This is a genomic window from Mangrovicoccus ximenensis (assembly GCF_003056725.1).
GTDB lineage: Bacteria > Pseudomonadota > Alphaproteobacteria > Rhodobacterales > Rhodobacteraceae > Mangrovicoccus > Mangrovicoccus ximenensis.
The window spans coordinates 775225-789628 of sequence record NZ_QBKZ01000001.1 but is presented as its reverse complement, the minus strand read 5'-3'; the positions used below and the strand labels follow the sequence as shown (position 1 = coordinate 789628).

Here is a 14404-nt window from a genome sequence, read left to right as displayed (position 1 = left end):
CGCGGCGCGTCACGCCCAGGGCGCGGGAGATCGGTGCCGCGAACACGCTGACCTTCCTGCCGGGCGGCGGCTACGAGGCGGACAATACCGACGGCTACGGCTTCTATGCCAACCTCGCGAGTTCGGCGCCGGATTGGGCGGCGGCGGACGGTCCCGTGGCGCTTTTCGGGGCCGGCGGCGCGGCGCGGGCGATCCTGTCACCGGCGGCGGCTGCGCTGCCCGCGCCGCGATCCGCCGCGCCGCCCCCTGCCGGGATGCGGACGGCACCGGCACCTTGCCCATGCACTCGGCATAGAGCCGCTCCGCCCCCTCCCAGACCTTGCGGACGAAGAAATGGTCCGGCCCGATGGCGGCCAGCTCCGCCATGTGGTCGTCATAGAAGGTCACCGGCCGTCCGGTCCGGTCGAAGGGCGCGAAGGTCAGCGTCCGGCTGGCCAGGTCGCGGCCATGGCGCCGCGCCATCGTCTGGAAGAAGGCCTCGTCCGGGATCCAGACCCGGCGGAAATAGCGGGCCATCCGCGGCAGGCCCGGATCGGCGAGGATCGCCTCCAGGGTCTCGCGGCTCAGGCACCACCATTGCGAGCCGAGGCAGGGATCGATCCCGCCCGGCAGGGCCCGCAGCCACCCCTCGGGCAGATGCCGCTGCAGCCGCGTTGCCAGATCGAAGAACCGCCGCTGCTCGCGGAAGCGGAACGGGAAGCGGAAGCGGAAGCGTTCCTCCTGCAGGCCGCTGACCACCCAGTCCGCCCGGCAGATTCGCACCGACTCGATGAAGTCGCGGCCGCGATGGCCGTCAAGGAAGCGGTCGAGCTCGGCCATCGGCCGCAGCGGCAGGCAGCTGCCGGAGATCAGGCAGACATGGGTTAGCCCGGGATGCCGGGCGAGCAGCGCCAGGGACGCGGCCAGCGTTGCCTCCACCAGGTCCCAGCCGCCCCAGCGGGACCGGCGGCGTTCGGCAAGGGTCAGGCCCGGAACCTCCGCCAGAGCCTGCAGCCGGCCCGCAGGGAGCGGCGTGCCGCTGGAGGGCGCGCTGGCCCGCCGAGGCGGCGTCCGGGCTGTAGGGGCCCTCGGGGCGCGCATATTCGAAGATCGCGGCGAGGAGCGGCTGCATCGCGCTGGCCATCATGCGCGAGAACTCGCGCCGGGCCTGGTAGATCGCCGCCGGGTCGGGCACGGTTCCGGCATCATGCAGCGCCTGGGCGATGTCGTCCTGCGAGGGCAGCGCCAGGCAGAGCGCCCGGAAGGCCGGATCGAGCTCGGTGTCGCGGATCAGGTCGGAGAGGGCATCGAAATAGGCCGGGTCCGGCTCGGTGCCCTGGCGGATCATCGACAGCAGCATGTCCCGTGCCAGAAGCCGCCCGGATTCCCAGCGGTTGAACGGGTCGGTGTCATGGGCGAGCAGGAACAGCCGGTCGGCCGCGCCCGTGCCGCGCTCGAGGATCACCGGTGCCGAGAAGCCGCGCAGCACCGACGCCACGGGCCGGTCGGCGAGGTCCGGGAAGCGGAAGCTCTGGCGCAGTTCGGCGAGCTCCAGCACGGTGGTGGGCACGATCTCGCTGCCGTCGCGGGCCAGGAGGCCGACGGCGACCGGGATGACCAGCGGGTGCTTCTCCGGCTGGCCGGGGGTCGGCGGGGTCTTCTGGGTGAGGGTCAGCGTGAAGGTGCCGTCCTCCCAGCTTTCCTCGACCTTGACGCGCGGCGTGCCGGCCTGGCTGTACCAGCGCTTGAACTGCGTCAGATCGCGGCCCGAGGCATCCTCGAAGACCTTGAGCCAGTCCTCGATCGTGCAGGCCTGGCCGTCATGGCGGCGGAAATAGAGGCTGAGCGCCTTGGAATAGGTTCCGTCGCCGACGAGGCGGCGCAGCATGCCGATCAGCTCGGCGCCCTTCTCGTAGACGGTGGCGGTGTAGAAGTTGTTGATCTCGACGAAGCTCTCGGGGCGCACCGGATGCGCCAGCGGTCCGTTGTCCTCGCGGAACTGCCGCGCGCGCAGGGCCAGCACGTCGTTGATGCGCTGCACCGGCGCGGAGCGCTCGTCGGCCGAGAATTGCTGGTCGCGGAAGACGGTCAGGCCTTCCTTCAGGCAGAGCTGGAACCAGTCGCGGCAGGTGATCCGGTTGCCGGTCCAGTTGTGGAAATACTCATGGGCGATGATCGACTCGATGCGCTCGAAATTCGCGTCGGTGGCGGTCTCGGGGCTGGCCAGGACGGCGGAGGAGTTGAAGATGTTCAGCCCCTTGTTCTCCATCGCGCCCATGTTGAAGTCGTCGACCGCGACGATGTTGAACACGTCGAGATCGTATTCCCGGCCATAGACGCGCTCGTCCCAGGCCATCGAGCGCTTCAGCGCATCCATCGCGAAGGCGCATTTGCCCAAGTCCGCCTCCCGCACCCAGATGCCCAGCTCGACCGTGCGTCCCGAGCGGGTGGCGAAGCTGTCGGGATGGCAGACGAGGTCGCCCGCGACCAGCGCGAAGAGGTAGGCGGGCTTCTTCCACGGGTCATGCCATTCGGCGAACCCCTCGCCGCGTTTGCCCGGGTTGCCGTTCGACAGCATCACCGGCAGGTCGCCCTCGATGCGGACCGAGAAGGGCGCCATCACGTCGGGGCGGTCGGGATAGTAGGTGATCTTGCGGAAGCCCTCGGCCTCGCACTGGGTGCAATACATGCCGTTCGACATGTAGAGTCCCTCGAGCGCGGTGTTCTCCGAGGGGTTGATTTCGACCTCGGCCTCCCAGGTGAAGGGACCCTCGGGCACGGTGCATTCCAGACCGGTGCGGGTCAGCCGCGGCTCCGCCTTCTCGCCGTTGATCCGCGCGCCGATCAGCTTGAGCTTCTCGCCATGCAGCTGGAGCTTCGGCTTGTCGGCCGTGCGCCCGGGCAGCAACTCGGATTTCGGCTTCGGCAGCACGGCGGGATTGGGGCGGAAGGCGATGCGGCTGACCACCCGGGTGGCGGTCGGATGCAGGCGGAACACCAGGTCGACCTTGTCGACCAGATATCCGAAGGGCGCGTAGTCCTTCAGGTAGACGGTTTCCGCGGCAGACTGGGGGGCGGCATCGCGCATCGGGGACTCCTTTGTTCCGGCAGAGCCTAGACCCGCTGCGCGCCGAGCGGAAGGGGGCGCCGGGCGCGATCCCGTGAATGGCGGCCCGCGCCTGCATTGCGGGCGGCCCGCGCCCGGCCGAGCCCGGCGAGCCGGATGATCTTCACCCAGCCTTCCGTGGTCCGGCCCTCGAGGCGCTGGGGCGGGATGGTGTCCTTGTTGCGGAAGGCGCTCCGCGGGGCGTCCGGATCCCGGTCCCACGTGAAACCGATCCGGGGAAATCGCAGGATGGTTGCGAAATCTCCCAGGGCCTGCGGATAGGCCCGGTTGTGCAGGTCCCCGATCGTGCCGCAGACCCGCACGAAGAGCTGAGGTTCATTCTTCGTCACGCGTGGAAATTCGCGGTCTCGGAGGCATAGGTCCCGCGCTGATCTTGCCCCCCGCATCCCGGACTGGTTCGGTATTCACCATGCGGCCCTTGCAGCGGCCCTGCCGGTCCCTGCCTGCCCGGGCGTCCGGTCGCGGATGCTCGCGTGACGGCGCTCCCGGTTGCGGAAGATCGCGAGGCATTCGGACAGCGCCGCCTTGGCCTCGCGGCGCGACCGGAACCTCTTGCTGTGGACCAGCTCGGGCTTCGGCGGTCCGGAGACGCTGTCCATCGGCGCGGCCTGCGCCTTCGGCTGATCTCTTCGGAGCATCAGAGCCACCGGCGCGGAGCAGCTTGAACTCCAGGCAGTCGCCTTCAGGGCTCGTCGACGCGTCGGCTTTCCAGAACTGACCTTTCCCCCGGATCCCGGACTGGGCTGATCGCCTCCAGCGCCGCCACCAGGTCGCCCGCCCGCTCGGCGCCGGGCATCACCTGCCCCGCGCAGACCAGCCGCCAGCTTTCCAGCCGGTCGAGCCCGCGCGGCCCGTGGCTGTCGAGGATCAGCGCTGCACGGCCCTGCTCCGCCAGCTCTTCGGCCCACCAGTACATGTTGTCATGCACCCCGTCGCAGCCCGAAAGCAGAATCGCCACCGGATGCGGCCCGGCGCCGTCTTCGGGCAGCATGTGCGCCCCAGGCGCCAGCTCGGCGATGCGCTCGTCGAGCGTGTCCTCGCCCAAGGCGATGCCCGCCCGGTTGCGCAGCGTGTTCGCCCCGGCCAGCAGGACAAGCAGCAGGAGGACCGCGCCGGCCCAGATCAATCTCCGGCGCACCCTTCCTGGACCTCCGCGTCGCAGAAGGCGGTCAGCCGCGCGCTTTCCTCCGCGCTCCAGTTCTCCGGATCGGTCAGCTCGGCCCAGGCCAGCACGTAATCCGGCAGGTAATAGGCATGGCCATGCCCGCCCGGCACCGACAGCGCGATCGCCATGTCCATCGCCATCTGGAACTGGGTCACCACCGGAATGAAGCGGAAGGAGGGCGAGATGTCGGGCGAGAGCGGCTCGCGCATCCAGTCCGAGGGCCGCCAGGTCGAGGCCGGGTCGTAGAACACGATCGCGTCGGTGGAATATTGCAGGAAGATCACCCGGACATTGCGCCAGGGGGCGTAGTCGCGGTCGAAGCCGCCGTAATGCGACACGAAGCGCACCGCCTCGCCCTTGGCCAGCACCGGCAGGACATGGGAACTGCCCTCGTCGCGGTTGCGGGTGGCGCGGGTCCACATGTCCGAGGGAAACGGCGGCCCGGCCCAGAAGGCGCCCTCGATCGGGTCGTTCGCCATGCGGAAGCCGTTCACCCCGTACATCGAGGACCAGGCGCCGAGGCTCAGCCCGTGGATGTAGAATTTCGGCCGGGTCTCGGGCGGCAGGTCGCGCCAGTAGTCGTGGATCACCCGGATCGTCGCCGCCGCCTGGTCGAGCCCCGAGCGGGTGTCGAAGATCAGCGCCAGCGGCGATTGCAGGAAGGAATACTGCACCGCCACCGAGGCGACATCGCCGTCATGCATCATCTCCAGCGCGTCGAAGGAGCCGGGATCGAGCCAGCCGGTGCCGGTCGGGCTGGCGACGACCAGGATCTTGCGCTCGAAGCCGCCCTGGCGGATCAGCTCGGCGAGCGCGAGGCGGGCGCGCAGCTCGGGATCGTCGTTCTGGGCGCGGCCGACATAGACGCGCACCGGCTGCTTCGCCGGGCGGCCAGTGAATTCGCTGATCCGCGCGGCATCGACGCCGCCGGCGATGAAATCTCGCCCCGGCTTGCCGAGCGCCCCCCAGGAGACCAGCGACTCGGCGCTGCCGGTCTTCAGCGGGTCGGCAGGCGCCGGGCGTTCCGGGTCGAAGAGCTGCTGCGCCGTCTCGTAGGACTCGTCCATCGCGGTGACGAAGGCATCGACCAGACCGTCGCGGGTCAGGAAGAACATGCCGAGCCCGACCGCCACCAGCCCCAGCACATTGGCCGCGCCCTGCGGCATGACATGGGTCAGGCGGCGGCGCGCCATGTCGAAGACCCGCTGCACCAGCAGGCCGAGCAGCATCAGCACCAGGAAGATGGCCAGCGCCAGCCCGGCGATCCGCAGCAGATGCGCCCCCTCGGCGGGCGGCATCTCCATGCGCATCCGCACGTCATCCTGCCACAGACCCTGCTGCCAGAAGGCCACGGCCACCACCGCCAGCGCCGCGACCAGGGCGGCGTCGAGGATCGCCCAGGCCAGCCGCCCCGGCAGCGCGGTCAGCCCGAGGCTGCGCCAGATCAGCAGCAGGAACCGTCCGATCAGGTAGCCGAGCCCCATCAGCAGCCCCGAGAGCGCCCCCTGCACCAGCCAGCCGCGCGGGATCATCGAGGGCGTCAGCGAGGCCGCCAGGAACAAGAGCGCGGTCACCAGCGGCCAGGCCGGGGACCCGGCAATGTGCAGCTTCTCGCGGTCGGGCAGTCTGCGCATCGGTCGTCTCCTCTCCGTCTGGCCCGATCCTCGCCGGGACGGACGGATTCGGCTAGCCCGGACCGCGGCGGTCCGTCGCCGCGGCTCTCCCGGCAGAATGCGGGATGGCGCCGCACGCCCTCGATCTGTGCCGGGAAAGCCGCGGCGGCATGGCCCGGCCGGCGGCGCGAAGAGCACCAGCACCCGCCCCGGCACCGGGCGGCGGGCGAGAATCTCCGCCGCGACCCCCTGCCCTGCCTGCTCCATCGCCGCGCGGCTGTCGGCCCGCCCGGCGGCAAAAGCCGCCTGTTCGAGCTGGCGCATCGCCGCAGCCGGGAGCACCTCCTGCGACCCTTTGGATCCCGGGGTTTTCATTTCGCCTATTTCCCTTGCGCAGTGCACATTTTTAAGGCCTTGCTCCGCCCGCGATCCACCATCGGGCAGCCGCCCGACCCTAGTCAATTGTGGAGCAAGTTTGAAAGTGATCTGTCCGTTGCCAACGCCAGACGATGCGAAGGAGTCGGTGAATGAAGAAGATTGAAGCGATCATCAAGCCGTTCAAGCTTGATGAAGTGAAGGAGGCGCTTCAGGAAAACGGTGTCCAAGGTCTCTCCGTCGTCGAAGTCAAGGGTTTCGGACGTCAGAAGGGCCACACGGAACTCTATCGCGGCGCTGAATATGTTGTTGATTTCCTTCCCAAAGTAAAAGTCGAAGTTGTGCTTTCCGACGACATGGTCGAAACCGCGATCAACGTCATCATGGAAGCCGCGCGCACCAAGAAGATCGGCGACGGCAAGATCTTCGTCAGCCCTGTCGAGCAGGCCATTCGCATTCGTACCGGAGAAGACGGCGAAACCGCCCTCTGACCCCGGAAACCACTGGAACAACCGTAAGAGAGAAGGGAAAACGGTCAAATGAGTAAAGAAGCCGTTCTCAAACTGATCGCAGACGAGGGCGTCGAATACGTCGACATCCGCTTCACGGACCCGCGCGGCAAGCTGCAGCACGTCACCGTGCTGGCAGACCTGGTCGACGAGGACTTCCTGGAAGAGGGCTTCATGTTCGACGGCTCCTCCATCGCCGGCTGGAAGTCGATCGACCAGTCCGACATGAAGCTGATGCCGGACACCGATTCCGTCTACATCGACCCGTTCTATGCAGAGAAAACCGCTTGTCTGCACTGCTCGGTCGTCGAGCCGGACACCGGCGACGCCTATGACCGCGACCCGCGCGGCACCGCGGAAAAGGCGGAAGCCTACCTGATCTCCTCGGGCATCGGCGACGCGGCCTACATGGGTCCGGAAGCAGAATTCTTCCTGTTTGACGACGTCCGGTTCTCGGTCGCGATGAACAAGGTCTCCTTCCAGGTGGACGCGGTCGACGCGGCCTGGAACTCGGACACCGAGTACGAGATGGGCAACACCGGCATGCGCCCGGGCATCAAGGGCGGCTACTTCCCGGTCAACCCGATCGACGACGCCCAGGACATCCGTTCCGAGATGCTCTCGACCATGAAGCGCATGGGCATGAAGGTCGACAAGCACCACCACGAAGTGGCGTCCTGCCAGCACGAGCTGGGCCTGATCTTCGGCACGCTGACCAAGCAGGCCGACGAGATCCAGAAGTACAAGTACGTCGTGCAGAACGTGGCCCAGGCCTACGGCAAGTCGGCGACCTTCATGCCGAAGCCGATCTCCGGCGACAACGGCACCGGCATGCACGTCAACATGTCGATCTGGAAGGACGGCAAGCCGCTCTTCGCAGGCGACAAATATGCTGACCTGTCGGACGAGGCGCTGTACTTCATCGGCGGCATCCTGAAGCACGCCAAGACGCTGAACGCCTTCACCAACCCGACCACCAACTCGTACAAGCGCCTGATCCCGGGCTTCGAAGCTCCGGTGCTGCGCGCCTACTCGGCTTCGAACCGCTCCGGCTGCGTGCGTATCCCGTGGGCGGAATCCCCGAAGGCGAAGCGCGTCGAAGCCCGCTTCCCCGATCCGGCAGCGAACCCCTACCTGGCGTTCTCGGCCCTGCTGATGGCCGGCCTCGACGGCATCAAGAACAAGATCCATCCGGGCGAAGCGTCCGACAAGGACCTGTACGACCTGGAGCCGGAAGAACTGGCAGGCATCCCGACCGTCTGTGCCTCGCTGCGCGAAGCCCTCGAGTCGCTGGAAGCCGATCACGAGTTCCTGCTGGCAGGCGACGTGTTCACCAAGGGCCAGATCGAAGGCTACCTGGCGCTCAAGTGGGACGAGGTCTATGCCTACGAGCACACCCCGCACCCGATCGAGTACAAGATGTACTACGGCTGCTGATCCTTCGCAGATCCGCAGACCAGAAGGGGCGCCTCCGGGCGCCCCTTTTCCGTTTCCGGAACCGCCGCCGGCGAACCGACCCGGCGACCTGGAGCCGCTGACCCTCCCGCCGGTTCCGAGCGGCTGCCCTGCACCGGCAACGGGCAACAAGGAGACCTGCGGGAGCGCGGACGGCCAAACCGGCATTGCGCCCCGGACAGGACGGTCCCGCTGCGCCGAGGCCTTCCTGCCGGTCCTCGCGTCAGACGCCGCCGCCGTTCCCCGTTGGCGGCAATCCGGGCGCCCGTGCCCAGGACCAGCCGCCGCGCGGCGGCGCTGGCCTTCTCGCTGACCACCGGCATGTCGCGGTCCGGCCGCTCGGCGGCCTCCCGCTCCTGCTGGTGCTGCACTTCCTTGGCGACGAGCCGCCGGATGGAGGCCAGGACCTCCTCGGGATCGCGGGAGGCGCTCATCTGCGCCTCCGTCTTTCCGCTATCTGCCATGCCGTCACTTCCCGAGCGCCTTGAGCACCTTGTCGAGCTTGATGCCCTGCTCCGAGGTAACGACCGAAGGTGCGGTGCGGACCTTCTCGTAATAGGCATTCTCGTCATAGGCGACGACATCGAGACCCAGATCGTCGGCGGTCAGCAGGCCCATGGTCGACAGCAGGAAGTAGTAGGCATCCTGCTCGACGGTCAGCGCCTCGATCCGGCTGCCGCGGGCGTCGAGCAGGTCCTGCTCGGCGTTCAGCACGTCAAGCGTGGTGCGCGCGCCCAGGGTGGCCTCCTCGCGCGTGCCCTCGAAGGCGACCTGCGAGGCCTCGATCTGGCGCTCGGTGGCCTCGAGGCTGGCGATCGCCACCTGGAAGTTGGCCCAGGCAAAGCCGACCCGTTCCTGCACGTTCAGCGTGGTCTGCAGCAGCCCGGCACGGTTCTGCTCCAGCTGCGCGACCGCGCGGCGGTAGAGCGCGTTGATCTGGCCGCCGCGGTAGATCGGGCCGCCGAACTCGATGCCGACGCTGGCGACCGGCTCCAGGTCGTTTGTGTTCGAGCTCTGCGCGGAGTCGGAATAGCCGATCGAGCCGGTGGCGCTGAGCGCCGGCAGGATTTCCCGCTGGGCGATGTCGACATTGACCTCCTGCGCGGAGACCAGGAACTGCTGCTGGCGGATCGCCGGATGGCCGCGCACGGCGACGTCGCGGGCCGCCTGCAGGCTTGCCGGGCGGTTCGAGAAGGCCGGCGGCGGCGCAAGGTCGCCCGGATAGCGGCCGACCGCCAGGTTGAAGGCCTCGCGCGCGGTTTCCAGATCGCCGTTCGCCGCAACAAGGCTGGCCTGGGCGGAGGCGAGGAAGGCCTCGGCCTGGGCAACGTCGGTGCGGGTCACCTCGCCCACGTCGAAGCGGTCATTGGCGGCGCGCAGTTCCTCTTCGAGGACGCGGACGTTGTTGCGGCGCAGATCGACGAAGGCTGCGGCCTGGCGCACCTGGGTATAGGCCTGAACCGCGGAAAACAGCACGTCCTGCTCCTGCGCGACCAGCGCCTGGCGCGCGGCCAGCACCGCCTCCTTGGCGGCCTCCACGGCCAGCCGGTTGCGGCCGAACTCGAACAGGCTCATCTGCGCGGTCAGTTCCAGCGTGTTGGTGATCGACTGGCTGTTCTCGCGCACCCGTCCCGCGGCGGTCTGGATGACGTCGGTATCGAGGTCCCAGAAATAGCTGCGCGAGGCCGAATAGGCGAAGATCGGCCGCAGCGCGGAGACCGCGATGGCGACATCCTCGTCGGCGGCGCGGAGCACGGCGCGGTTCTGTTCGAGGAGATTGGAGTTGTTGTAGGCGGAAACCAGCGTGTCCGTCAGGGTTTCCGCCGACGCGGCCGTGACCGCGAGTGCCGCCGCGCAGGCCAGCAGGGTTGTCTTGATCTTGCGCACCTTGGGTCCTCGTTCTTTTTCCTGCAGCGCTCCGCCGCCGGAAAAGGCGGTCCCTCAGAGCGCGAGTCTTTCGTCTGCTCGAATCCGGGAAGGACGGGCGCGCCGGCATTGAAGGCAAACCGCCACGAAACCGATCCGTTCAGCTTGTACCCTACCCGCACGGCCCCCAGCGCGCCATCCACAAACGGCGCGACGATGCGACCGCCTTCCTTGAGCTGTGCTAATAGCGCATCACCGATGGATTCTACCGCACCTTCGATCACGATGACGTCATAGGGCCCGTGCTGGGCCATGCCCTCGGCCAGCTGCCCCTCGACCACCGCGACATTGTCGGCGCCGTGTTCGGAGAGGTTCGCCGCCGCCTCGCGGGCCATGTCCGGATCTTCCTCGACCGCGACCACGGCTTCGGCAAGATGCGCCAGCACGCAGGCCGAATAGCCCAGACCGGGCCCGACATCGAGCACAAGATCGGCGGGCCGGACGGCCGCGGCCTCGAGCATCTTGGCGAAGGTGCGCGGCTCCAGCAGGACTCGGCCCTCGCCCAGCGGCAGGTTCTCGCCGACATAGGCGGCGTCCTTCAGCTCCTCCGGCACGTAGATCTCGCGCGGCACGCGCAGCAGCGCTTCGATGATCGGGAACCTGGTCACATCGGCGGGCCGGACCTGGGTATCGACCATCAGAGTGCGGCGATGGGCAAAATCGGTCATCTGCGAGAGCTCTCCCCGGGCTGCTGGGCGGATACGGGAAACACATGGCACACTCCTCCGCGCGGAGCAATGTAGGGCGAAAAGCAATAAGGACGCATGAAAAAGACCGCCGCAGGCGCGATGCGCCTATCGGACTGACGGATGACCTAATGGGATGAACTGCCTTCCGCAAAACTGTCCGGGAAACGGGGACCACCTCAGCAGGTCAGGTGCCGCTTGCCGGCGATGTCCCAAAGCCTCGCTGTCGCCCGGTCGCCCATCCTGCTGCCCCGCTCGTCACAGGTCAGACCGCCCAGGCGGACCGGCACGCCGCCGACGACGGGCGTATCTCCGTCCCTGAGCCGGACGGCACCGGAGATCTCGGACGGACCTGCGGCAAGGGCCGGAGAAGTAGCCGTTGCCAGGACAAGAGCAACGACCGGCAGCAGGTTCAGTCGCAGGCGCATCCGGCCCCCTTGTGGCAGCTCTTGTCCCGCGAAATGCAGCTGTCTCCGCAGGCCTTTCCCTTCTTGCACCGCTTGCAGCAGGCAGCCGCGACCTCGACCCCGCCGGGCATCAGCGCATGGATGCGGTCGAGAATGGCCGCGGACCCGGCTGCAGCGGGCGCATCCTCGGTGACCGGACCGGCAGGCCAGGTACCTCCCGTGCCGGACAGCTGCGGCGCTGGCGATGCCGCCGACGCCAGAACGAGAAAAAGACCCGCGGATAGCGGTACGAACTTGGCAAGATGCATTCGAAAATCCCCCACTGGCGGACTGCGCAGCCGGAGCGGTTCAACCCGGCAACCGCTTTCCCGGGAATACCAGTCCGCCCCCCTGCGAATGCCCGGAGATCACCGCATGCTCCCACGCCTGGACCGCCCCGGAACGCGCGGGGGCCTCCCTTCCGGCCCGGACGCCGCAGCAGCCGGTTCCCGGAAGACCGGATTGCGGCTAGACTGAGCGATGCCCCGCCCCGCGGACTGTGCCGGTTCACGAATGGAGACGATGATGCCAATCGACCCGATCGCCATCGCAGGTGCCGCACTTGCCAGCGCCGCGCTGGTCCTTGGCTGGGCGGGCCGAAGGGCCGCGCAGAAGGCGGAAGCCGAGGCGGAGAGACGCAGATTCGCCGGGCTCGGCGAGGCCCTGGCGGAGCTGGGGGAGAGATGCCGGAACGCCGCAGCCGAAAAAGCCGGTGCCGGAGGGCTGCAAGCGGATCGGCCGACAAGTGCCGGAGGCCGCGACGCGGTCAGAGTTACGCTCTGGCAGATCCCGGCTGCCCGGGCAACTTCGGCAAGGACGGCCTCCGGGAAACCCTTGTCCCGGCACGCGCCGAAGACAGCCGGACCGAGGCAAGGGCATCCGTCACTCGCGCTCGGCGCGCAAGCAGGTGCAGGTGCCAGAACCGGGCGACTCGCCGGGACGGCCATGCACGATGACGCACGCGGAGCCCCCGTCGGCCGGCGAGGCCGCATTCTCTCTCACGGTCGCTGACCGCAGCCTCCAGGCCCTGCCCCGCCGCAGCGTCCCCCCCGATCGACACAGGGGATCTTCCACTGCCGCGAATGGCCCATCGCAAGCTCGCTCCGCCCGGGCACGGCCCGCTGAGCCGGAACGGTGCAGTTCCCTGCGCCGAAGGCGCCTCCCTCCGTCCCGGCCTCCCAATCGAAGCCACCCGCCACCCCGTTCAGGGACGGGACGGAATTGGAATGATGTGCGCGACCTGCGATATTCGCGGGCCCGGCAAAACCGGCTGGCCAGAACCATAAGGACTTACGAAAGTGCCCAAGATGCCCGCCGTGCCGCGGATTTTCACGGAAGTTCCAGCTCGCAGCGCATTGCGCATGCTATCATGCTTCCATTCCGTGGCCGATCTCAGCCGGGACACCCGTTGCTCCGGAGGTCCCGCCACCACGTCACGGTCCGAAATGCGCTACATAGCGAACTTCCCATGTTTTTCGGTTATGCAACGGTTTTCAGACGCATATATGGAAGCGGCTGCTGCATCAGAAGCCGAAAAGCCGCGGCAAGATCTACGCGCTGCAAGAGCCCGCGGTGAATTGCATCTCCAAGGGCAAAGCCCGTATCCGCTACGAGTTCGGCTGCAAGGACAGCCTGGCCACCACGTTGGACGAGGGCTTCGTGGTCGGCGCCCGGAGCTTTCCTGGGAACCCGTATGACGGCCACACGCTCGGCGCTGCGCTGGAACAGGTCGAAGTGCTGACCGGCGGGATGCCGAGCCTGGTGGTGCTCGACCGCGGCTACCGCGGACACCAGGTGACAACGGCGAGAATCCTGATCGGCAGCCAGCGCCGCAGCGTGACGCCGAAGCTGGCGCCGACGTATGGCACCGGAGTTCCATCGAGCCCGAGATCGGGCACGTGAAAAAGGATGGCCGTCTGGCGCGGTGTCCGTTGAAGGGAACGGAGGGCGACGCGATCTCTGCCGTGCTCTGCGGCTGCGGCCAGGACATCCGCAAGGTCCTCGCCCACCTGCGGGTCGTTTGGGCCGGTTTCATCGCCGCCATTGTGGGTGTTCATGACCGGAGACCAAGGCCCGCAGCAGGCCCGTGCCGCCGCCTGAACCCGTTGTTCAGGATCGACTATGTCGGCGCCCTTGCGAACCGCTCCCTTATTGGGAACCGGGTAACGGCGCCGAGTTCGGCCTTCCGCCGTGTGATTGAAGTCAAAGATTCGCAGATCAAATACTCTTTTTGCATTCAGAACTTCAGCAATATGTCAACTGTTGATACTGAACATAACATCAAACAAAACCATCCTGTTTTTCTTTCTTAGCCCGGCTTTGAAACTGTTAGACATGCCGATTTTATTCGTACAAATGGATTGGGCATCGAGATGGAGAAAATGATGCCCAACGACAAAATAGACGAATGGAAGATTCCGCCGCTACTGATTGAAAACAAGACCGTCATGACCGCGGCGGAACTGAAAGCATGGACACAGCTCGGAAAGAACTCTGTTTCGGACTTCATCCGGCAACACGACCTGAAGGACATTTCAGGAAACGCGCGGAACAGGAAATACTCCACGCTGGCCATATTCCGAGCGGTTCTGAAGATTGTTCCCGGATCTCCAGAGGAGTTCCATCTCCTCCTAAAACCTCTCCAGCGAGCGTCCTGGGTTTCCCGCACCACGGGAGAAAGTGTCTCCGCCCTCGGCAAAAAGGCAAGAGATGCCGAATCTTCATTTCCCGCCTCCGTGCAGCTTCTGCGGCGGAGAAAAGGCCCTGATTTTCCGAGGGACCGCCGCTGGATCCCGGCTGAGATCGAAGCGCTTGTAGAGGGACGGCCGCCGCCCTTCTCCCAGGACGCGACCGTTCAGTCCTCGCCTGTCAGGGCAGAATCCGCTCCAATAACGGAATTTTGCGGATAAGTCCCTGTAATCTCCTATAATCCCTGCAATGGCAGGATAACGAAAACCAGCAGTCTTTCGGTTCCCGAAAGACAAGGAGGAAACGTTATGGACCTCCCTGTAACGCCATCTACGCCCGATAACGCCATGCGCCCGAAATCCCCGCCCGGACCTTCGGCCCGGCCCCTCACCATGCTACACGCCGTCCGGAAAGCCGAACGGGACGGAAATTCCA

10 protein-coding genes and 2 pseudogenes are annotated in these 14404 nt (G+C 66.9%); 4 read left to right on the top strand and 8 right to left on the bottom strand.

Annotation, left to right across the window (positions count from 1 at the left end):
• Window positions 1–9: 9 nt before the first annotated feature.
• The 6 genes from C7T91_RS38320 to C7T91_RS04360 form a co-directional block, all read right to left on the bottom strand.
• The gene (locus C7T91_RS38320; RefSeq protein WP_330848817.1) at window positions 10–906 is read right to left on the bottom strand and encodes a beta-1,6-N-acetylglucosaminyltransferase; all 897 of its coding nucleotides are present in this window, start codon (window positions 904–906) and stop codon (window positions 10–12) included.
• Complete coding sequence (gene pepN, locus C7T91_RS04375; protein ID WP_236637973.1) at window positions 794–3067, bottom strand: aminopeptidase N; 2274 nt, start codon at window positions 3065–3067, stop codon at window positions 794–796. Before pepN ends, C7T91_RS38320 begins: the two co-directional genes overlap by 113 nt.
• A 26-nt stretch (window positions 3068–3093) precedes the next feature.
• Window positions 3094–3408: a hypothetical protein gene (locus tag C7T91_RS04370; protein WP_108258136.1), complete on the bottom strand. Its 315-nt coding sequence runs from the start codon at window positions 3406–3408 to the stop codon at window positions 3094–3096.
• A gap of 102 nt (window positions 3409–3510) precedes the next feature.
• Complete coding sequence (locus C7T91_RS34690) at window positions 3511–3744, bottom strand: IS3 family transposase (RefSeq protein WP_236637972.1); 234 nt, start codon at window positions 3742–3744, stop codon at window positions 3511–3513.
• Between the two features lie 44 nt (window positions 3745–3788).
• Window positions 3789–4232 carry a dienelactone hydrolase family protein gene (locus tag C7T91_RS04365; RefSeq protein ID WP_108258135.1) on the bottom strand — a complete coding sequence of 148 codons (444 nt, stop codon included), beginning with the start codon at window positions 4230–4232 and terminating at the stop codon, window positions 3789–3791.
• Window positions 4229–5905: an alpha/beta hydrolase gene (locus tag C7T91_RS04360; protein ID WP_108258134.1), complete on the bottom strand. Its 1677-nt coding sequence runs from the start codon at window positions 5903–5905 to the stop codon at window positions 4229–4231. The genes C7T91_RS04365 and C7T91_RS04360 overlap by 4 nt, the downstream gene beginning before the upstream one ends.
• Window positions 5906–6411: 506 nt before the next feature.
• Here C7T91_RS04360 and C7T91_RS04355 point away from each other — a divergent pair.
• Window positions 6412–6750 carry a P-II family nitrogen regulator gene (locus C7T91_RS04355; protein ID WP_108258133.1) on the top strand — a complete coding sequence of 113 codons (339 nt, stop codon included), beginning with the start codon at window positions 6412–6414 and terminating at the stop codon, window positions 6748–6750.
• Window positions 6751–6798: 48 nt separating this feature from the next.
• Window positions 6799–8205, top strand: a complete 1407-nt coding sequence (gene glnA / locus C7T91_RS04350; RefSeq protein ID WP_108258132.1) for a type I glutamate--ammonia ligase — start codon at window positions 6799–6801, stop codon at window positions 8203–8205.
• Between the two features lie 486 nt (window positions 8206–8691).
• Here glnA and C7T91_RS04340 read toward each other — a convergent pair whose 3' ends face one another.
• Both C7T91_RS04340 and C7T91_RS04335 read right to left on the bottom strand, forming a co-directional pair.
• Complete coding sequence (locus tag C7T91_RS04340) at window positions 8692–10110, bottom strand: TolC family outer membrane protein (protein ID WP_108258130.1); 1419 nt, start codon at window positions 10108–10110, stop codon at window positions 8692–8694.
• Between the two features lie 74 nt (window positions 10111–10184).
• Window positions 10185–10817, bottom strand: a pseudogene (locus C7T91_RS04335) (protein-L-isoaspartate O-methyltransferase family protein); the annotation flags it as partial.
• A 1976-nt stretch (window positions 10818–12793) separates the two neighbouring features.
• Here C7T91_RS04335 and C7T91_RS34685 point away from each other — a divergent pair.
• Both C7T91_RS34685 and C7T91_RS31370 read left to right on the top strand, forming a co-directional pair.
• Window positions 12794–13329: pseudogene (locus tag C7T91_RS34685) on the top strand (IS5/IS1182 family transposase); the annotation flags it as partial.
• 336 nt (window positions 13330–13665) lie between these two features.
• Complete coding sequence (locus tag C7T91_RS31370; protein WP_145962769.1) at window positions 13666–14190, top strand: thioredoxin domain-containing protein; 525 nt, start codon at window positions 13666–13668, stop codon at window positions 14188–14190.
• Window positions 14191–14404 lie beyond the last annotated feature (214 nt).